The organism is Paenibacillus algicola, from assembly GCF_005577435.1.
GTDB classification, from domain to species: Bacteria; Bacillota; Bacilli; order Paenibacillales; family Paenibacillaceae; genus Paenibacillus_AQ; species Paenibacillus_AQ algicola.
In genome coordinates this window covers 3926318-3943769 of sequence record NZ_CP040396.1, presented here as the reverse complement: position 1 = coordinate 3943769, position 17452 = coordinate 3926318, and the positions used below count along the sequence as shown (strand labels likewise).

Annotated in this window: 29 protein-coding genes; all 29 read left to right on the top strand. The window is 48.8% G+C overall.

Annotated elements, in window-relative coordinates; all coding sequences use genetic code 11:
* Positions 1-156 precede the first annotated feature (156 nt).
* The 29 genes from E6C60_RS18510 (at position 157) to map (ending at position 17452) form a co-directional block, all read left to right on the top strand.
* Entirely contained in the window at positions 157-408 is a 252-nt protein-coding gene (locus E6C60_RS18510) for a ribosomal L7Ae/L30e/S12e/Gadd45 family protein (RefSeq protein ID WP_138227152.1), read from the top strand.
* A gap of 137 nt (positions 409-545) precedes the next feature.
* Complete coding sequence (rpsL, locus tag E6C60_RS18505; protein WP_138227151.1) at positions 546-965, top strand: 30S ribosomal protein S12; 420 nt, start codon at positions 546-548, stop codon at positions 963-965.
* Positions 966-1015: 50 nt separating this feature from the next.
* Positions 1016-1486: a 30S ribosomal protein S7 gene (rpsG, locus tag E6C60_RS18500; RefSeq protein ID WP_138227150.1), complete on the top strand. Its 471-nt coding sequence runs from the start codon at positions 1016-1018 to the stop codon at positions 1484-1486.
* A gap of 46 nt (positions 1487-1532) precedes the next feature.
* Positions 1533-3611, top strand: coding sequence for an elongation factor G (fusA, locus tag E6C60_RS18495; RefSeq protein ID WP_138227149.1), 2079 nt, complete (start codon positions 1533-1535; stop codon positions 3609-3611).
* A 99-nt stretch (positions 3612-3710) separates the two neighbouring features.
* Positions 3711-4901, top strand: a complete 1191-nt coding sequence (gene tuf / locus E6C60_RS18490) for an elongation factor Tu (RefSeq protein WP_138227148.1) — start codon at positions 3711-3713, stop codon at positions 4899-4901.
* A 355-nt stretch (positions 4902-5256) separates the two neighbouring features.
* Positions 5257-5565: a 30S ribosomal protein S10 gene (gene rpsJ, locus E6C60_RS18485; RefSeq protein ID WP_006676490.1), complete on the top strand. Its 309-nt coding sequence runs from the start codon at positions 5257-5259 to the stop codon at positions 5563-5565.
* 38 nt (positions 5566-5603) lie between these two features.
* Positions 5604-6227, top strand: a complete 624-nt coding sequence (gene rplC / locus E6C60_RS18480; protein ID WP_138227147.1) for a 50S ribosomal protein L3 — start codon at positions 5604-5606, stop codon at positions 6225-6227.
* Positions 6228-6255: 28 nt separating this feature from the next.
* On the top strand, positions 6256-6879 hold the full coding sequence (rplD, locus tag E6C60_RS18475) for a 50S ribosomal protein L4 (RefSeq protein WP_138227146.1): 624 nt from the start codon (positions 6256-6258) through the stop codon (positions 6877-6879).
* Positions 6879-7172: a 50S ribosomal protein L23 gene (rplW, locus tag E6C60_RS18470; RefSeq protein WP_138227145.1), complete on the top strand. Its 294-nt coding sequence runs from the start codon at positions 6879-6881 to the stop codon at positions 7170-7172. The genes rplD and rplW overlap by 1 nt, the downstream gene beginning before the upstream one ends.
* 28 nt (positions 7173-7200) lie before the next feature.
* Positions 7201-8031, top strand: a complete 831-nt coding sequence (rplB, locus tag E6C60_RS18465; protein WP_138227144.1) for a 50S ribosomal protein L2 — start codon at positions 7201-7203, stop codon at positions 8029-8031.
* Positions 8032-8099: 68 nt separating this feature from the next.
* On the top strand, positions 8100-8375 hold the full coding sequence (rpsS, locus tag E6C60_RS18460) for a 30S ribosomal protein S19 (RefSeq protein ID WP_138227143.1): 276 nt from the start codon (positions 8100-8102) through the stop codon (positions 8373-8375).
* 36 nt (positions 8376-8411) lie between these two features.
* Positions 8412-8744, top strand: coding sequence for a 50S ribosomal protein L22 (gene rplV / locus E6C60_RS18455; RefSeq protein WP_138227142.1), 333 nt, complete (start codon positions 8412-8414; stop codon positions 8742-8744).
* Positions 8745-8757: 13 nt separating this feature from the next.
* On the top strand, positions 8758-9423 hold the full coding sequence (gene rpsC / locus E6C60_RS18450) for a 30S ribosomal protein S3 (RefSeq protein ID WP_046680965.1): 666 nt from the start codon (positions 8758-8760) through the stop codon (positions 9421-9423).
* Positions 9424-9425: 2 nt separating this feature from the next.
* A complete protein-coding gene (gene rplP, locus E6C60_RS18445; RefSeq protein ID WP_007132562.1) occupies positions 9426-9860 on the top strand; it encodes a 50S ribosomal protein L16 in 435 nt (144 codons plus the stop codon).
* On the top strand, positions 9850-10047 hold the full coding sequence (gene rpmC / locus E6C60_RS18440) for a 50S ribosomal protein L29 (RefSeq protein WP_007132561.1): 198 nt from the start codon (positions 9850-9852) through the stop codon (positions 10045-10047). Before rplP ends, rpmC begins: the two co-directional genes overlap by 11 nt.
* Before the next feature lie 42 nt (positions 10048-10089).
* A complete protein-coding gene (rpsQ, locus tag E6C60_RS18435; RefSeq protein WP_025336666.1) occupies positions 10090-10356 on the top strand; it encodes a 30S ribosomal protein S17 in 267 nt (88 codons plus the stop codon).
* A gap of 38 nt (positions 10357-10394) precedes the next feature.
* Positions 10395-10763 (top strand): 50S ribosomal protein L14, encoded by a 369-nt coding sequence (gene rplN, locus E6C60_RS18430; protein WP_138227141.1) that lies wholly within the window; start codon positions 10395-10397, stop codon positions 10761-10763.
* A gap of 56 nt (positions 10764-10819) precedes the next feature.
* A complete protein-coding gene (gene rplX, locus E6C60_RS18425) occupies positions 10820-11176 on the top strand; it encodes a 50S ribosomal protein L24 (protein WP_138227140.1) in 357 nt (118 codons plus the stop codon).
* Positions 11177-11203: 27 nt separating this feature from the next.
* On the top strand, positions 11204-11746 hold the full coding sequence (rplE, locus tag E6C60_RS18420; RefSeq protein ID WP_138227139.1) for a 50S ribosomal protein L5: 543 nt from the start codon (positions 11204-11206) through the stop codon (positions 11744-11746).
* A gap of 45 nt (positions 11747-11791) precedes the next feature.
* The gene (locus E6C60_RS18415) at positions 11792-11977 is read left to right on the top strand and encodes a type Z 30S ribosomal protein S14 (protein ID WP_013312154.1); all 186 of its coding nucleotides are present in this window, start codon (positions 11792-11794) and stop codon (positions 11975-11977) included.
* 33 nt (positions 11978-12010) lie between these two features.
* Complete coding sequence (rpsH, locus tag E6C60_RS18410) at positions 12011-12409, top strand: 30S ribosomal protein S8 (protein ID WP_006212908.1); 399 nt, start codon at positions 12011-12013, stop codon at positions 12407-12409.
* A gap of 29 nt (positions 12410-12438) precedes the next feature.
* The gene (gene rplF, locus E6C60_RS18405; RefSeq protein ID WP_138227138.1) at positions 12439-12981 is read left to right on the top strand and encodes a 50S ribosomal protein L6; all 543 of its coding nucleotides are present in this window, start codon (positions 12439-12441) and stop codon (positions 12979-12981) included.
* A gap of 113 nt (positions 12982-13094) precedes the next feature.
* Complete coding sequence (gene rplR, locus E6C60_RS18400) at positions 13095-13463, top strand: 50S ribosomal protein L18 (RefSeq protein ID WP_138227137.1); 369 nt, start codon at positions 13095-13097, stop codon at positions 13461-13463.
* Between the two features lie 27 nt (positions 13464-13490).
* Complete coding sequence (gene rpsE, locus E6C60_RS18395; protein ID WP_138227136.1) at positions 13491-13988, top strand: 30S ribosomal protein S5; 498 nt, start codon at positions 13491-13493, stop codon at positions 13986-13988.
* A 12-nt stretch (positions 13989-14000) separates the two neighbouring features.
* Positions 14001-14186 carry a 50S ribosomal protein L30 gene (gene rpmD / locus E6C60_RS18390; RefSeq protein ID WP_138227135.1) on the top strand — a complete coding sequence of 62 codons (186 nt, stop codon included), beginning with the start codon at positions 14001-14003 and terminating at the stop codon, positions 14184-14186.
* A gap of 44 nt (positions 14187-14230) precedes the next feature.
* Complete coding sequence (rplO, locus tag E6C60_RS18385) at positions 14231-14671, top strand: 50S ribosomal protein L15 (protein WP_138227134.1); 441 nt, start codon at positions 14231-14233, stop codon at positions 14669-14671.
* Positions 14671-15969, top strand: a complete 1299-nt coding sequence (gene secY, locus E6C60_RS18380; protein ID WP_138227133.1) for a preprotein translocase subunit SecY — start codon at positions 14671-14673, stop codon at positions 15967-15969. The genes rplO and secY overlap by 1 nt, the downstream gene beginning before the upstream one ends.
* A gap of 80 nt (positions 15970-16049) precedes the next feature.
* Positions 16050-16703: an adenylate kinase gene (locus E6C60_RS18375; RefSeq protein ID WP_138227132.1), complete on the top strand. Its 654-nt coding sequence runs from the start codon at positions 16050-16052 to the stop codon at positions 16701-16703.
* A complete protein-coding gene (gene map / locus E6C60_RS18370) occupies positions 16700-17452 on the top strand; it encodes a type I methionyl aminopeptidase (protein WP_138227131.1) in 753 nt (250 codons plus the stop codon). The genes E6C60_RS18375 and map overlap by 4 nt, the downstream gene beginning before the upstream one ends.

Sequence of the window (17452 nt, the reverse complement as noted above, 5' to 3'; positions counted from 1 at the left end):
AGGCGGCTGCAGCGGCACGAAATCCGGCAGCTGCAGCCCTGCCTCTTAAATTCTAACTGTAATTATATAAATGCTTGACATCGCTATATGCAGATGCTAATATAGCAAAGGTGCTTGAGCATCAGCTCTATTCCTGTTCTTTTGGAGGGTATGTTCGTGTCTGGTGATAAGAAATGGCAGGACGCTCAACTGAAGATCGGTACGAAGCAAACCATGAAGGCCGTGGAGAACGGTCAGGCTGCTGAGGTATATGTAGCCGAAGATTGCGACAAGCGTTTGATAACGAAGATTGTATCCCTGTGTCAGAAGCATGGTGTGGATATAACGTATGTGCCAACAACGAGGCAACTCGGCGAGGCGTGCGGAATCGAAGTCGGTGCTGCGATGTCAGCAGTCTTGAAATCTTAGGTTAAGAAACTGTTTTTGTTGCAGGAGGTCACTTCTGTCGGCAAAAACTTTTCATTTGTTCTTTTATGAACCGCCTGGGTCTGTGGACTTAAATCAGGTTTGTAACAGAATGATAAATTGAGGAAGGGGGTGGCAGCATGCCAACAATTAACCAACTGGTCCGTAAAGGCCGTCAAGCTAAAGTTTACAAATCGAAATCTCCGGCTCTGCAAAAAGGCTTCAACGCTTTGAAACGTGAGGAAACCGATTTGAGCGCTCCGCAAAAACGCGGTGTTTGTACTCGTGTAGGTACAATGACACCGAAGAAGCCGAACTCCGCGCTTCGTAAATACGCGCGTGTACGCTTGACTAACCGTATCGAGGTTACAGCTTACATTCCGGGTATCGGTCATAACCTGCAGGAGCACAGTGTAGTACTGGTTCGTGGCGGTAAAGTAAAAGACCTTCCGGGTGTACGTTACCACATCGTTCGCGGCGCACTTGATACCGCTGGTGTGAACAACCGGATGCAGGCTCGTTCCAAGTACGGCGCGAAGCGTCCTAAAGCGAAGAGCTAATTCATACAACCATCAACAAGCTAGCTTAACATAAAGAAAGGGGGATATCCATGCCACGCAAAGGTCCAGTTACTAAAAGAGACGTGCTGCCAGATCCGGTTTATAACAGCAAGCTGGTTACTCGTCTGATCAACCGCATTATGCTGGATGGTAAAAGAGGTGTAGCACAAAGCATCCTTTACAACGCATTCAACCTGATCCAGCAGCGTACCGGCAATGATCCGATGGAAGTGTTTGAAGCAGCCATCAAGAACATCATGCCAGTATTGGAAGTTAAAGCACGCCGTGTCGGCGGTGCAAACTACCAGGTGCCGATCGAAGTTAAACCTGAAAGACGTACATCCCTGGGATTACGTTGGCTCGTAAACTACTCCCGCAACCGCGGCGAGAAGACAATGGAAGAGCGTTTGGCGGCTGAGATTATCGATGCTTCCAACAACACAGGCGCTTCTGTTAAGAAACGCGAAGACACGCACAAAATGGCTGAAGCGAACAAAGCGTTTGCTCACTACCGTTGGTAGGATTAAGCCGTTCATAAAACTTCAATTTTGAAGGGAGACTATTGTCATGGCAAGAGAGTTCTCCTTGAAAAATACACGTAATATCGGGATCATGGCGCATATTGACGCTGGTAAGACGACCACCACAGAGCGGATCTTGTTCTACACAGGCCGTACGCACAAAATCGGTGAAGTTCACGAGGGTGCGGCTACAATGGACTGGATGGAGCAGGAACAGGAGCGCGGGATCACGATTACTTCCGCTGCGACTACCGCTCAATGGAAAGGTCATCGCGTTAATATTATCGACACCCCGGGACACGTTGACTTCACAGTAGAAGTTGAACGTTCCCTTCGTGTATTGGATGGGGCAGTAGGTGTATTCAGTGCGAAAGAGGGCGTAGAGCCTCAGTCCGAGACCGTATGGAGACAAGCAGACCGCTACGGCGTTCCGCGGATCGCATACGTGAACAAGATGGACATCATCGGCGCGGACTACCTGAATGTTGTGAAAGACATGAGAGACCGTCTGCAAGCGAATGCGGTAGCTATTCAGTTGCCAATCGGCGCTGAGTCTGACTTTGTAGGAATCATCGATATCGTTGAGGAAAAAGCTTATATGTATAAGGATGACCTCGGCCAAAATATCGAAGAAGCTGAAATTCCAGCGGACTACAAGGATCAGGTAGAAGAGCTCCGCAATGAGCTGATCGAGAAGGTTGCAGAACTGGATGAAGAGCTGACCATGAAATACCTCGAAGGAGAAGAAATCTCCATAGCTGAGCTGAAAGGTGCTCTTCGTAGAGGTGTAGTAGAGGTTAAGATCTTCCCAGTGATTTGCGGCTCATCTTACCGCAACAAAGGTGTTCAGCTGATGCTGGATGCAGTTATTGACTATCTGCCGGCTCCAGTTGACGTACCAGACATTAAAGGTACACTGGAAGACGGAACAGAAGCAATCCGTAAGTCTGGTGACGACCAGCCGTTCTCGGCTCTGGCGTTCAAGATTATGACGGACCCTTATGTGGGTAAACTGACATTCTTCCGCGTATACTCCGGTATTCTGCAATCCGGTTCATACGTATTGAATGCTACTAAAGGCAAGCGCGAGCGGATCGGACGTATCCTTCAAATGCACGCGAACAGCCGTCAAGAAATCTCTGAAGTATACTCCGGAGATATCGCAGCAGCTGTAGGTTTGAAAGATACAGGCACAGGTGATACACTGTGTGATGAGAAGAATCCGGTTATTCTGGAATCCATGAACTTCCCGGATCCAGTAATCGAGATCGCTGTGGAGCCAAAGACCAAAGCGGACCAGGACAAGATGGGTGTCGCTCTTGGTAAATTGACGGAAGAGGATCCAACTCTCCGTGCTCATACTGATGAAGAAACCGGTCAAACGATTCTTGCAGGTATGGGTGAGCTTCACTTGGATATCATCATCGACCGTATGCGTCGTGAGTTCAAGGTAGAGACCAATGTGGGTAAACCACAGGTTGCTTACCGTGAAACCTTCCGCACCCCAGGTCGCGTTGAGGGTAAATTCGTTCGTCAGTCCGGTGGTCGTGGTCAATACGGTCACGTTTGGGTTGAGTTCGAACCTCTGGAGCCAGGTACTGGCAACCAGTTCGAGAGCAAGATTGTCGGCGGTTCCGTACCTAGAGAATATGTTGGTCCTGCACAGCAAGGGATTGAGGAGCAAATGAAGAACGGTGTACTCGCCGGCTTCCCTCTCGTTGACGTTAAGGCAACGATTGTTGACGGTTCCTACCATGATGTCGATTCCAACGAAATGGCGTTTAAAATCGCCGGCTCCATGGCATTGAAAGCAGCTAAAGACAAGTGTAAGCCTGTCCTGCTTGAGCCAATCATGAAAGTGGAAGTTACCGTCCCTGAGGAATACATGGGCGACGTAATGGGTATGCTGAACTCCCGTCGTGGACGCATCGAAGGTATGGATGCTCGCGGTGGCGCTCAAATTATCCGTGCGAAGGTGCCTCTGTCCGAAATGTTCGGTTACTCCACAACCCTGCGTTCCGGTACACAAGGACGCGGTGTGTTCTCCATGGAACTCTCTCATTATGAAGAAGTTCCGAAGAACATCTCCGAAGAAATCGTGTCCAAGAACAAAGGCGGAGAATAATAACGTTTTACCTGTCGGAGCGGAGGGCGGAAACTTCATCGTTGCCGCAGCTCCCAACCGGCCCAAACATATATATCCCCTTAAGGAGGAATTGTTCAAATGGCAAAGGCTAAATACGAACGTACGAAACCCCATGTTAACATCGGTACTATCGGTCACGTCGACCATGGTAAAACTACGCTGACTGCAGCAATCACAACTGTACTGTCCAAAACTTACGGCGGTGCTGCTGTAGCATTCGATCAAATCGATAAAGCTCCAGAAGAGCGCGAGCGCGGCATCACAATCTCTACTGCACACGTAGAGTACGAAACTGACAACCGTCACTATGCACACGTTGACTGCCCAGGTCACGCTGACTATGTTAAAAACATGATCACTGGTGCAGCTCAAATGGACGGAGCAATCCTGGTTGTATCCGCAGCTGACGGCCCAATGCCGCAAACTCGTGAGCACATCCTGTTGTCCCGTCAGGTAGGCGTTCCTTACATCGTCGTATTCCTGAACAAATGCGACATGGTTGAAGACGAAGAGCTTCTGGAACTGGTAGAAATGGAAGTTCGCGATCTCCTGAGCGAGTATGACTTCCCAGGCGACGACACTCCAATCACTCGTGGTTCTGCTCGTGAAGCGCTGACGAATCCGGATGGCGAATGGGCTCAAAAGATCGTTGAAATGTTCAAAACGATCGATGAGTACATCCCTCTTCCAGAGCGCGACACTGACAAGCCTTTCCTGATGCCTGTCGAGGACGTATTCTCCATCACTGGTCGTGGTACCGTTGCTACAGGTCGTGTAGAGCGTGGTACTGTTAAAGTCGGCGACGAGATCGAAATCGTTGGTATTCAAGAAGAAACTAAGAAATCCGTTGTTACGGGCGTTGAAATGTTCCGTAAATTGCTGGATTCCGCTCAAGCGGGCGACAACATCGGCGCACTGCTGCGCGGTGTAGACCGTACTCAAATCGAGCGTGGTCAAGTACTGGCAAAGCCAGCTTCCGTTAAGCCGCACACTGAGTTCACTGCTCAAGTGTACGTGCTGAGCAAAGAAGAGGGCGGACGTCATAAGCCTTTCTTCACTGGCTACCGTCCACAGTTCTACTTCCGTACAACTGACGTAACTGGCGTTATCAACCTGCCAGAAGGCGCAGAAATGGTTATGCCTGGTGATAACATCACTGTAACGGTTAACCTGATCTCCCCAATCGCGATTGAAGAAGGAACTAAGTTCTCCATTCGTGAAGGCGGTCGTACAGTAGGTGCGGGTTCCGTAGCTACAATCATTAAGTAATATAAAGACTTAACGTCTGATTATAAAGCAACAGTGTACTGGAACGAGCAACAATGTGATGTCCCGTAGAAGAGTCTGGCTTAGCAGCCAGACTCTTTTTTAATGAAGATCTGCTGAGATCTTTAGCTTTGTTTGGAAGGGTATTCCTGCCAGATAAAACGGTAAAGATAAATTATAAAGAAAAGCTTGCATTGAGCCTAGCTATTCTATATAATAATGAATGTTGTTCTGCGACGTTGCGATGATGTGAGAGGTTACTGACACACCCGGCCCCTTTGCCATGGAGCAGGTGGTTAGAAAATTTTCACGGAGTATGTCCGATACCAAATTGGGCGATAGAAGGAGGGAAAATAAAATGGCAAAGCAAAAAATCCGTATTCGTTTGAAAGCTTACGACCACAGAATTCTTGATCAATCCGCTGAGAAAATTGTTGAAACAGCAAAGCGTTCGGGTGCCGGCGTATCTGGTCCGATCCCATTGCCAACTGAGAAACAAGTAATTACCATTCTCCGTGCGGTACACAAGTACAAGGATTCTCGGGAACAGTTCGAGATGCGCACACATAAGCGTCTGATCGACATCGTGAACCCGACTCCACAAACTGTGGATGCCTTGATGCGCTTGGACCTGCCGTCCGGTGTAGATATCGAAATCAAGCTGTAATATACGAAATTTATTGAGAAGAGAAAAGAGGTGTCAACATGAAAGGTATCTTAGGGAGAAAGCTCGGAATGACTCAAGTATTTACCGCTGAAGGTAATGTAATTCCTGTTACTGTTATCGAAGCAGGTCCTTGTGTTGTTTTGCAAAAGAAAGATCTCGAGAACGACGGCTACGAAGCGATTCAGGTCGGATTCTCTGACAAGAAAGAAAAGAACGCCAACAAGCCAGAGGCAGGACATGCGAAAAAAGCTAACACTGCACCTAAGCGCTACGTTCGCGAAATTCGCGGTGTTGACCTCGCGTCTGTCGAGGTTGGCCAAGAGCTGAAGGCTGATGTCTTCGCTGAAGGCGAGTTTGTTGACGTAACCGGCATTTCTAAAGGTAAAGGATTCCAAGGTGTTATCAAGCGCTGGGGCCAAAGCCGCGGACCTATGTCCCACGGTTCCCGTTATCACCGCCGTCCAGGCTCCATGGGTTCCATTCAAGCGAACCGTGTTCCTAAAGGCAAGCGCCTGCCAGGTCACATGGGCCATAACACTGTAACAATCCAGAAGCTTGAAGTCGTTCGTGTAGATACAGAGCGCAACGTACTGCTCGTGAAAGGTTCCATTCCAGGACCTAAGAAAGGCTATGTACAAATTAAAGAAACGGTGAAGAAGTAATCTCGCCTGAAGAAAGGAGGAACAAACAATGCCTAAAGTAGCACTTTTTAGTATCGACGGCAGCCAAGTGGGTGAAGTGGAACTGAATGATTCCGTCTTCGGAATCGAGCCTAACGCTCATGTTCTGCACAGCGCAGTATTGCTGCAGCGTGCTTCCCTGCGCCGTGGTACACACAAAGTTAAAGGACGTTCTGAAGTACGCGGCGGCGGACGCAAGCCGTGGAAACAGAAAGGTACTGGTCGTGCCCGTCAAGGTTCGATCCGTTCACCGCAATGGAAAGGCGGCGGCGTCGTATTTGGACCGACTCCACGCAGCTATTCCTTTAAATTGCCGAAGAAGGTTCGCCGTCTAGCGATCAAATCCGCGCTTTCCTCGAAAGTACAGGATAACAGCATCATCGTGCTGGATCAGCTGACAATGAACGCTCCAAAGACCAAAGAGTTTGCTAACATTCTCAGCAACCTGAAAGTGGGAAGCAAAGCTCTGATCGTGGCTCCTAGCTATGATGACAATGTAGCCTTGTCCGCTCGTAACATCCCAGGTGTGAAGTTTGTAGCGGCTGATGGCATTAATGTTCTTGACGTACTGACGTACGATCAACTGATCATTACGAAAGAAGCAGTCCAGAAGGTAGAGGAGGTGCTCGCGTAATGAAGGATCCTCGCGATATCATTAAGCGCCCAGTGATCACGGAACGTACGGCTGACTACATGGCTGAGCTGAAATATGCTTTTGAAGTAGACATTCGTGCGAACAAGACGGAGATCAAGAAAGCTGTTGAATCCATTTTCAACGTAAAAGTTTCGAACGTTAACACCATGCGTGTTCCTGCGAAGCCGAAGCGTTATGGCCGTCACTCCGGTTACACATCGGAATGGAAGAAAGCTATCGTAACTCTTACTGCTGACAGCAAGCCGCTTGAGTTTTTTGAAGCAGTTGAATAAGAATCTGTAAAGTTAGGAGGGAAACACAGTGCCTATTAAAAAGTATAAACCGACATCCCCGGCTCGACGCAACATGTCCGTGTCGACGTTTGAAGAAATCACAACAAACCAGCCGGAGAAATCGTTGCTGGCGCCTCTGAGCAAAACAGCAGGCCGCAACAACCAAGGTAAAATTACAGTTCGTCACCATGGCGGCGGACACAAGCGTAAATACCGTATCATCGACTTTAAGCGTACGAAGGACGGCATTCCAGGTCGCGTTGCTACTATCGAATACGATCCAAACCGTACTTCCAACATCGCTCTGATCCATTATGCAGACGGTGAGAAGCGTTATATCATCGCTCCTAAAGGCTTGAAGGTTGGAGACCAGGTCGTTTCCGGCGCTGGTGCTGACATCAAGATCGGTAACGCACTTCCACTGGAGAACATTCCGGTCGGTACCGTTATCCACAATATCGAGCTTCAACCAGGTAAAGGCGGACAGCTGGTTCGTGCAGCCGGTACTGAAGCACAGCTTCTCGGTAAGGAAGAAAAGTATGTTACGATTCGTCTGACTTCCGGTGAAGTGCGTCACATCCTGAAAACCTGCCGCGCGACAATCGGCTCCGTTGGTAACGGCGATCATGAGCTGATCAAGATCGGTAAAGCAGGCCGTAGCCGCTGGCTGGGTCAACGTCCAGAAGTTCGCGGTGTTGTAATGAACCCTAACGATCACCCTCACGGTGGTGGTGAAGGCCGCGCTCCAATCGGACGTAAGTCTCCAATGTCTCCATGGGGTAAACCAACCCTGGGTGCGAAGACTCGTAAAAAAGGAAAAGCTTCTGACAAATATATCGTTCGCCGCCGCACGAAGTAATACACATTGTGCATAACTTCGTGTCACGTGCGAGTGACGAGACAATTTGGTGAAGGGAGGATTACCATATGAGCCGTAGTTTGAAAAAAGGACCTTTCATTGACGGATATCTGCTCAAAAAAGTGGAGGAGCTGAACAGCACGGAGAAAAAGGTTGTAATTAAAACCTGGTCCCGCCGCTCCACGATTTTCCCGCAATTTATCGGTCACACATTCGGAGTATACGATGGCCGTAAGCACGTGCCAGTATACGTAACGGAAGACATGGTAGGACACAAGTTGGGCGAGTTCGCGCCAACCCGTACCTACAAAGGTCATGAAGACGATAAGAAAACCAGAAGATAATTTTGATAGCTCTTTGTTTGAGAGGAGGTTAAACCCATGGAAGCAAAAGCACATGTAAAATCGATTCGGATCGCTCCTCGTAAAGCTCAACTGGTAGTTGACTTGATCCGCGGCAAGCAGGTCGGCGAAGCAATTGCAATTCTTCGTCACACTCCGAAAGCTGCTTCACCGGTTGTAGAGAAGCTGCTGAACTCGGCGATCGCAAACGCTGAGCATAACTATTCTTTGGACGTTAGCAAGCTGGTCGTAACTCAAGCTTACGTCAACCAAGGTCCGACAATGAAACGTTTCCGCCCTCGCGCGATGGGACGTGCAAGCCGGATTAACAAACGCACCAGCCATATTACTTTGGTGGTAGCTGAAAAATAAGGAGGGAAAACGTGTGGGTCAAAAGGTAAATCCAGTAGGACTCCGTATCGGAATTATCCGTGACTGGGAATCTAAATGGTATGCAGGCAAAGATTTCGGTGATCTTTTGCTGGAAGACGTGAAAATCCGTGAATACCTGAAGAACAAGCTGAAAGATTCCGCTGTATCCCGTATCGAGATCGAGAGAGCAGCGAATCGCGTGAACGTAACCATCCATACTGCGAAACCAGGTATGGTTATCGGTAAAGGTGGTTCGGAAGTTGAAGTACTGCGCGGTCAAGTGACCAAAATCGCTGGCGGCAAAAAAGTCCACATCAACATTTCCGAAATCAAAAACCCTGAGATCGACGCAATTCTTGTTGCGGAGAGCATTGCACAACAGCTGGAGCGTCGTGTATCGTTCCGTCGTGCTTTGAAGCAAGCAATCCAAAGAACTATGCGTGCCGGAGCTAAAGGGATCAAAACATCGGTCAGCGGACGTCTTGGCGGCGCCGAGATCGCTCGTACGGAAGGCTACAGTGAAGGAACTGTTCCACTTCATACGCTTCGTGCAGACATTGACTACGGTACAGCAGAAGCGCATACGACTTACGGCCGTATCGGCGTGAAAGTATGGATCTATCGTGGAGAGGTTCTTCCTACGGCTAAGAAACAAGCTGCTCAGGAAGGAGGCAACTAATCATGTTGGTACCAAAACGTGTAAAACACCGCAAGCAACAGCGCGGCCATATGAGAGGCCAAGCTAAAGGCGGTACTGAACTGAACTTCGGTGAATTCGGTCTGCAGGCTATGGAGCCGGGCTGGATCACGAACCGTCAGATCGAAGCTGCGCGTATTGCGATGACTCGTTATATCCGCCGTGGCGGTAAAGTATGGATCAAGATTTTCCCTGACAAGCCGATTACTCAAAAGCCTCTCGAAGTGCGGATGGGTAGCGGTAAAGGTAACGTTGAGAAATGGGTTGCCGTTGTGAAGCCAGGCAAGATCATGTTTGAACTTGGAGGCGTCTCTGAGGAAATCGCCCGCGAAGCGATGCGTCTTGCCGCTCACAAGCTGCCTGTAAAAACAAAGTTTGTGAAACGTGAAGAAGTGGGTGGTGAAGCAAATGAAAGCTAATGAACTGCGTAACTTGACCACTGCAGAAATCGAGCAAAAAATCGCCGGATTTAAAGAGGAACTCTTTAACCTCCGTTTTCAATTGGCTACTGGTCAGCTTGACAATCCGACCCGGATTCGTGACGTACGCAAAGAAATAGCTCGTGCTAAAACCGTGATCCGTGAAAGAGAACTTGGGATTAGTTAATGAAACAGACCCTGTTGTCTGTATTCAGAAAGGAGGCCAACAATGAGCGAAGAACGCAATGCTCGTAAGGTGCAAATCGGTAAAGTAGTCAGCGACAAAATGGATAAAACCATCGTGGTAGCTGTTGAAACTTATAAAAAGCATGACCTGTATCACAAGCGCATTAAATACACCAAAAAATTTAAAGCGCATGATGAGAACAACACAGCTCAAATCGGAGATACCGTTAAGATCATGGAAACTCGCCCTCTCTCCAAAGACAAGCGCTGGAGACTGGTTGAAGTTGTAGAGAAAGCGGTCATCATCTAAATATAGCAAGCAGCTTTTGTTGAAAGGAGGAAATATCAATGATTCAACCATTTACACGTTTGGCTGTTGCCGACAACTCTGGTGCGAAGGAACTGATGTGTATCCGCGTATTGGGTGGTACTGGTCGCCGTACAGCTCAAATCGGTGATTTGATCGTGTGCTCCGTCAAACAAGCAACACCAGGCGGCGTTGTCAAAAAAGGTGATGTAGTCAAAGCGGTTGTCGTACGCACTAAGCGTTCTGTACGCCGGAAGGACGGATCTTACATCTCTTTTGATGAGAATGCAGCGGTCGTTGTGAAAGAGGACAGAAGCCCGCGCGGAACTCGTATTTTCGGACCAGTCGCTCGCGAACTTCGCGAAAGAGACTACATGAAGATCGTTTCCTTGGCTCCGGAAGTTATCTAATTGGACGGATCAGTTAAGTAATGCTTGTGAATCACAGGCCCCAGGAGGTGTAACGAATGCCTAGAGTGAAAAAAGTTCTGGAATCCCATAACAATAAGCTTCACGTGAAGAAAGACGATAACGTGATTGTGATCAGCGGTAAGGACAAAGGCAAAAAAGGCCGCGTCATCGCAGCTTACCCTCGTGAGAACCGCGTTTTGGTGGAAGGCGTAAACATGATCAAGAAGCATCAGAAGCCAAGCCAGCAAAACCCGCAAGGTGGTATCATCGAGAAGGAAGCTCCAATCCACGTTTCGAACGTAATGCATATTGATCCGAAGAGCGGAGGCGTAACCCGTATCGGTTACAAAGTGCTGGACAACGGCAAAAAGGTTCGCGTCGCTAAGAAATCCGGAGAAGCAATCGATAAATAAGACGTTAAGAAAGGAGGTCCTTGAATCATGGCAGCAAGAATGAAAGAACGTTTTCTGAATGAAGTAACTCCTGCTCTGATGCAGAAGTTCAGCTACAAAACAGTTATGCAGGTTCCGAAAATCGAGAAGGTAGTCATCAACATGGGTGTAGGTGACGCTGTTGCTAACTCGAAGGTGCTGGATTCCGCGGTGAACGACATGCAGCTGATCGCTGGCCAGAAGCCGGTTATCACTCGCGCTAAGAAATCCATCGCCGGATTCAAACTGCGTGAGAACATGCCAATCGGTGTGAAGGTTACTCTGCGCGGCGAGCGCATGTACTACTTCCTCGACAAGCTGTTCAACGTTACGCTTCCACGCGTACGTGACTTCCGCGGCGTATCCACTAAAGCTTTTGATGGCCGTGGCAACTACACGCTTGGCTTGAAAGAGCAGCTCATCTTCCCAGAGGTTGAGTATGATCAAGTAGATAAGGTTCGTGGTATGGATATCGTTATCGTTACGACGGCTAAGTCGGACGAAGAGTCCCGTGAACTGCTGGCTCAACTGGGCATGCCTTTCGCGAAGTAACACCGTCGTTCTTTCTCCGAAACTATTTAGGAGGTGTCAGGCTAAGTGGCAAAAACTTCGATGAAAGTTAAACAACAACGCACACCAAAGTTCAAAGTGCGGGCTTATACCCGCTGTGAGCGTTGCGGTCGTCCACATTCGGTACTGCAGAAGTTTAAAATTTGCAGAATTTGTTTCCGTGAATTAGCTTATAAAGGCCAGATTCCTGGCGTGAAAAAAGCAAGCTGGTAAGAAGTTTATAACCGGGAAGGAGGTACACCCTACATGACTATGTCCGATCCAATTGCAGATATGCTTACTCGTATCCGTAACGCCAACACTGTGCGTCACGAGACAGTAGAAATGCCTGCATCGACCATTAAGAAGCAAATCGCTGACATTCTGAAGCGTGAAGGTTTCATCCGTGATGCAGAATTCGTGGAAGATAACAAACAAGGGATCATCCGCGTATTCCTGAAATACGGTTCCAATAACGAACGTGTTATTACAGGTCTGAAGAGAATCAGTAAGCCTGGTCTGCGTGTTTATACGAAGAGCAACGAAGTTCCTCGTGTACTCGGCGGTCTCGGTATCGCGATCATCTCTACTTCCAAGGGAGTAATGACCGACAAAGAAGCTCGTCAAAGCAAAGCCGGCGGAGAAGTTCTCTGCTACGTTTGGTAATTAACGTCACAAGATAGGAGGTGCAATGAATGTCCCGTATTGGTCGTAAACCAATTGCAATCCCAGGCGGTGTGGAAGTCACACTCGATAACTCTGTAATCACAGTTAAAGGACCTAAAGGTACCCTGACTCGTGCATTGCATAAAGATATGCAGGTTTCGGTAGAGAACAACGAGATCAACGTCGTTCGTCCTTCCGATCAAAAGACTCATCGTTCTTTACACGGCACAACCCGCAGCGTTGTCTCAAATATGGTCAGCGGTGTTACTGAAGGCTTCTCTAAGAACCTTGAGCTCGTGGGTGTCGGTTACCGTGCAACAAAGTCCGGTGACAAAATCGTTCTGAACGTGGGTTACTCCCATCCGGTTGAAATTACACCGGAGCCAGGAATCGAGTTTGAGGTTCCATCCAACACCAAGATTACGGTTCGTGGTATCGATAAAGAGCGCGTAGGTGCTTACGCTGCTAAGATCCGTTCCGTTCGTGAACCTGAGCCGTATAAAGGCAAAGGTATCAAGTACGAAGGTGAGCGCATCATCCGTAAAGAAGGTAAGGCTGGTAAGAAGAAGTAAGACTGATCACCTGCGGGTCAGCCCGCTGGCTTGGTCTAGTGTTAGCTTTTACTTACCCCTTGCGTCTTAAAGTGAAGCTGTAAAGGCATAACTGAAAGGAGTGAAAGGGAAGCATGATCACCAAACAGGATAAGAACAAGGCTCGTTTGAAAAGACATCTGCGTGTTCGGAAGAAAATTCAAGGAACTGCAGAGCGTCCACGTTTGAACGTGTTCCGTTCTTCAAAACATATCTATGCTCAACTGATCGATGACGTAGCTGGCGTAACACTGGCTTCGGCTTCTACATTGGATAAAGAATTGAGCAGCGACATCTCCAACGGCGGCAGCGTGGAATCCGCGCGTAAAGTCGGTGAGCTGGTTGCAAAGCGTGCAGCAGATAAAGGCTACAAAGCAGTCGTGTTCGACCGCGGCGGATATCTGTATCACGGACGTATTCAAGCGCTGGCTGAAGCAGCTCGCGAAGCAGGCCTTGAATTTTAAGAAAATTTTCAAAAGGAGGTAAACGACTTGCGTGTAGATCCTAACACTTTAGAACTGACTGAAAGAGTTGTAAATATTAACCGCGTTGCTAAGGTTGTAAAAGGCGGTCGCCGTTTCAGCTTTAGCGCTCTCGTTGTTGTCGGTGATGGCAAGGGTTGGGTTGGAGCAGGTATCGGTAAAGCTGGCGAGGTTCCAGATGCCATTCGCAAAGCTATTGAAGATGCGAAGAAAAACCTGATCCACATTCCACTCGTGGGAACCACAATTCCTCACCAAGTAACAGGTCACTTCGGTGCTGGCCGCGTATTCATGAAGCCTGCATCTGAAGGTACTGGAGTAATCGCTGGCGGACCGGTTCGTGCTGTATTGGAACTGGCTGGCGTAGGCGACATTTTGACAAAATCATTAGGTTCTTCGAACTCCATGAACATGGTCAATGCAGCTTTGGAAGGCTTGTCCCGCCTGAAGCGTATTGAAGAAGTTGCGAAGCTTCGCGGCAAATCTGTCGAAGAGCTAATGGGTTAAGGAGGGAATCTCATGAGTAAACTTGAAATCACCCTCGTGCGCAGCGTGATCGGCCGTCCGGAAGATCAGCGTGTGACTGTGAAAACACTGGGCTTGCGTAAAATCAACCACTCCGTGGTTCATAACGACAATCCAGCTATTCGCGGTATGGTCAAGAAGGTTAATCACCTGGTTTCTGTTAAAGAAATCGAAGGTTAATCCCGGGTACTCAACCCGGATACATTAAGGAGGTGCAACGACAGATGAAGTTACATGAGCTGAGCCCAGCTGCAGGATCCCGCAAAGAGCGTAAGCGCGTTGGACGCGGAACAAGCAGTGGTACGGGTAAAACATCAGGTCGAGGTCACAAAGGACAAAACTCCCGCTCCGGCGGTGGCGTGCGTCCAGGCTTCGAGGGCGGTCAAAATCCGCTGTATCGTCGTCTTCCGAAACGTGGTTTCGTGAACCCGACCCGGAAAGAATACGCGGTTGTGAACATCGAAGAACTGAACAGCTTTGCAGAGGGTACTGAAGTGACTCCAGAAGTTTTGGTTGAGAGCGGCATCGTAAAAAATACGAAGAGCGGCATCAAAATTCTTGGTAACGGCGAAGTGTCCGTAAAGCTGACTGTAAAAGCGAATAAGTTCTCTCAAACTGCGGTAGAAAAGATCGAGGCTGCCGGCGGTAAAACCGAGGTGATCTAATGTTTAAGACCCTGCAAAATATATGGCGTGTCGAGGATCTTCGCAATCGGATCATATTTACCCTGTTAGTCCTCATTGTGTTTCGTATCGGCTCCTTCGTACCGGTTCCCGGTGTGAACAAGGATGTCTTTACGCAAAGCAACGAGGCGGGCAATGAGCTGTTTGGTCTCCTTAACACGTTTTCGGGGGGCGCGTTATCGCAGTTTTCGATCTTCGCTCTCTCGATCTTTCCATATATTACATCGTCCATTATCGTACAGCTTCTGTCGATGGACGTCATTCCGAAGTTTGCGGAATGGGCCAAACAAGGGGAACACGGTAAAAAGCAGTTGGCTCAGATTACTCGTTATGGTACGGTAATACTGGGTCTGATCCAAGCATTCGGGATGTCGATCGGCTTTAACCGTCTATACGGCACCGAGATGATTCCTAATGCAGGCTTTGTCGATTATCTGGTCATTGCGATCGTGTTGACCGCAGGTACATCCTTCTTGATGTGGCTCGGTGAGCAGATTACAGAAAAGGGTATCGGCAACGGTATTTCGATTATTATCTTCGCAGGTATCGCAGCTGGTATTCCAATGCATATCCGCTCTACAATCGAATCCAATTTCATTCAAGACAATCAGATTTTCCTGAACAGTCTGAAGGCAATTGTGATCGTACTGATCCTGATTTTGATTGTAACGGGCGTTGTGTTTATCCAGCAGGGGATCCGCAAGATTCCAGTACAATACGCGAAGCGTGTTGTAGGCAACAAAATGTTTGGCGGACAGAACACGCACATCCCGCTGAAGGTCAATGGCGCTGGCGTCATTCCGGTCATCTTCGCGATGTCGCTGCTTCAATTCCCCGTCATTCTGGCCAGCTTCTGGTCCACAACGGACTGGGCGAAGTGGATTACCGCTTATCTGGCTTATGACGCGCCGCTGGGCATGGTCCTTTATGTATTGATGATCATCGGTTTCACGTTCTTCTACACCTTCGTGCAGATGAATCCGAACCAGATGGCTGATAATATGAAGAAAAACGGCGGCTACATTCCGGGCATCCGTCCTGGTAAAGCTACCGAGAAGTACTTGACCCGTGTTATGACACGGTTGACGATGACAGGAGCGCTGTTCCTGGCCGTAATTTCTGTACTTCCTGTCTTCTTTGGCGCTTTGGCCGACTTGCCTCGTACCGTCCAAATCGGTGGTACATCCTTGCTGATCGTGGTGGGCGTTGCGCTCGATACGATGAAGCAGATTGAGAGCCAGCTGATCAAGCGTCACTATAAAGGATTTATCAATAAATAAGTAATAGGTTCCGGGTAGTGGCTTGTCCCCTTCCGGCACCTATTATGCTGTTCTAACTACAGGCTAGAGGAGGGACTAGGGTGAACATCTTATTCATGGGACCTCCTGGGGCAGGCAAAGGTACACAAGCAGAAGCGATCGTCAATACATTCGGTATTCCTCATATCTCTACAGGTGATGCATTTCGCCTGGCGATCAAGCAAGGAACACCTATTGGTGTGAAAGCCAAGGAATATATTGATCAAGGTCTGCTAGTGCCTGATGATGTGACGATCGGGATTGTGGAAGAGCGTCTGCAGCAGTCCGATTGCGAAAAAGGTTTCTTATTGGATGGCTTTCCAAGAACCCTTTCGCAAGCGGAAGCGCTGGATGACATTCTGAACCGCATGAACACCGGTCTAGATCATGTCATTAACCTGAAGGTTGACCGCGACAAGCTGCTTGCTCGTCTGACAGGACGCCGTATTTGTAAATCCTGCGGCGCTACCTATCATGTCATCTTCAACCCGCCTAAACAGGAAGGTATTTGTGATAAATGCGGCGGCGAGCTGTACCAGCGCTCTGATGATAATGAAGAGAGTGTGGGCATTCGCTTGGACGAATATATCAACAAAACAGCACCACTCCTCACGTTTTATGAAAATAAAGGCCTTCTGCGTCAAATGGATGGTGAACAGGAAATCGACGTGGTTTCGGAAGAGATTGCGTCTATACTGCGGGGCTCACGTGAATGATCATTTGTAAATCCGAAACGGAACTGGGCTTGATGAGAGAGGCGGGCCGGATTGTGGCTGAGTGTCACAAGCTGCTGGCTTCTCACGTTCAACCGGGGATAACCACGGGGGAACTGGACCACATAGCCGACGTGTTTATTCGCAGCCAAGGCGCTTTGGCGTCCTTCAAAGGCTACAACGGATTTCCTTCCAGCATTTGCGCATCAGTGAACGAAGAACTGGTGCACGGATTTCCCGGTACACGCAAATTGATCGAGGGCGATATCGTCACGTTTGATATCGGTGCACAGTATGAGGGTTACCACGGTGACTCGGCATGGACGTACCCGGTGGGCAGAATCTCTGATGAGGCTCAGCGCCTGCTAGAGGTTACAGAAGTCGCATTATATGCGGGACTGGCACTAATTAAACCTGATGTCCGCTTGTTTACAATCTCTCATGCCATCCAGCGTCACATCGAGGAGGCGGGCTTTTCCGTCGTCCGGGAGTATGTTGGCCATGGCGTAGGGGCAGAACTGCATGAAGATCCGCAGATCCCGAACTACGGCATTCCGGACCGGGGACCGAGGCTTAAGCCGGGCATGGTGCTCGCGATTGAACCGATGGTCAATGCCGGTAAACGGAATGTAAAGACGCTGGAAGACAATTGGACGGTTGTTACGGTTGACGGCTCATTGTGCGCTCATTTCGAGCATACAGTTGCAGTCACCGCAGAAGGTATGGAAATCTTGACGAAGCTGCCGGAGTAG

What these genes read in the sequence shown, in the direction of transcription:
- rpsL (WP_138227151.1), top strand. Translation starts at nt 546, where the DNA reads ATGCCAACAATTAACCAACTGGTCCGTAAAGGCCGTCAAGCTAAAGTT.
- rpsG (WP_138227150.1), top strand. Translation starts at nt 1,016, where the DNA reads ATGCCACGCAAAGGTCCAGTTACTAAAAGAGACGTGCTGCCAGATCCG.
- fusA (WP_138227149.1), top strand. Translation starts at nt 1,533, where the DNA reads ATGGCAAGAGAGTTCTCCTTGAAAAATACACGTAATATCGGGATCATG.
- tuf (WP_138227148.1), top strand. Translation starts at nt 3,711, where the DNA reads ATGGCAAAGGCTAAATACGAACGTACGAAACCCCATGTTAACATCGGT.
- rpsJ (WP_006676490.1), top strand. Translation starts at nt 5,257, where the DNA reads ATGGCAAAGCAAAAAATCCGTATTCGTTTGAAAGCTTACGACCACAGA.
- rplC (WP_138227147.1), top strand. Translation starts at nt 5,604, where the DNA reads ATGAAAGGTATCTTAGGGAGAAAGCTCGGAATGACTCAAGTATTTACC.
- rplD (WP_138227146.1), top strand. Translation starts at nt 6,256, where the DNA reads ATGCCTAAAGTAGCACTTTTTAGTATCGACGGCAGCCAAGTGGGTGAA.
- rplW (WP_138227145.1), top strand. Translation starts at nt 6,879, where the DNA reads ATGAAGGATCCTCGCGATATCATTAAGCGCCCAGTGATCACGGAACGT.
- rpsS (WP_138227143.1), top strand. Translation starts at nt 8,100, where the DNA reads ATGAGCCGTAGTTTGAAAAAAGGACCTTTCATTGACGGATATCTGCTC.
- rplV (WP_138227142.1), top strand. Translation starts at nt 8,412, where the DNA reads ATGGAAGCAAAAGCACATGTAAAATCGATTCGGATCGCTCCTCGTAAA.
- rplP (WP_007132562.1), top strand. Translation starts at nt 9,426, where the DNA reads ATGTTGGTACCAAAACGTGTAAAACACCGCAAGCAACAGCGCGGCCAT.
- rpmC (WP_007132561.1), top strand. Translation starts at nt 9,850, where the DNA reads ATGAAAGCTAATGAACTGCGTAACTTGACCACTGCAGAAATCGAGCAA.
- rpsQ (WP_025336666.1), top strand. Translation starts at nt 10,090, where the DNA reads ATGAGCGAAGAACGCAATGCTCGTAAGGTGCAAATCGGTAAAGTAGTC.
- rplN (WP_138227141.1), top strand. Translation starts at nt 10,395, where the DNA reads ATGATTCAACCATTTACACGTTTGGCTGTTGCCGACAACTCTGGTGCG.
- rplX (WP_138227140.1), top strand. Translation starts at nt 10,820, where the DNA reads ATGCCTAGAGTGAAAAAAGTTCTGGAATCCCATAACAATAAGCTTCAC.
- rplE (WP_138227139.1), top strand. Translation starts at nt 11,204, where the DNA reads ATGGCAGCAAGAATGAAAGAACGTTTTCTGAATGAAGTAACTCCTGCT.
- rpsH (WP_006212908.1), top strand. Translation starts at nt 12,011, where the DNA reads ATGACTATGTCCGATCCAATTGCAGATATGCTTACTCGTATCCGTAAC.
- rplF (WP_138227138.1), top strand. Translation starts at nt 12,439, where the DNA reads ATGTCCCGTATTGGTCGTAAACCAATTGCAATCCCAGGCGGTGTGGAA.
- rplR (WP_138227137.1), top strand. Translation starts at nt 13,095, where the DNA reads ATGATCACCAAACAGGATAAGAACAAGGCTCGTTTGAAAAGACATCTG.
- rpmD (WP_138227135.1), top strand. Translation starts at nt 14,001, where the DNA reads ATGAGTAAACTTGAAATCACCCTCGTGCGCAGCGTGATCGGCCGTCCG.
- rplO (WP_138227134.1), top strand. Translation starts at nt 14,231, where the DNA reads ATGAAGTTACATGAGCTGAGCCCAGCTGCAGGATCCCGCAAAGAGCGT.
- secY (WP_138227133.1), top strand. Translation starts at nt 14,671, where the DNA reads ATGTTTAAGACCCTGCAAAATATATGGCGTGTCGAGGATCTTCGCAAT.
- map (WP_138227131.1), top strand. Translation starts at nt 16,700, where the DNA reads ATGATCATTTGTAAATCCGAAACGGAACTGGGCTTGATGAGAGAGGCG.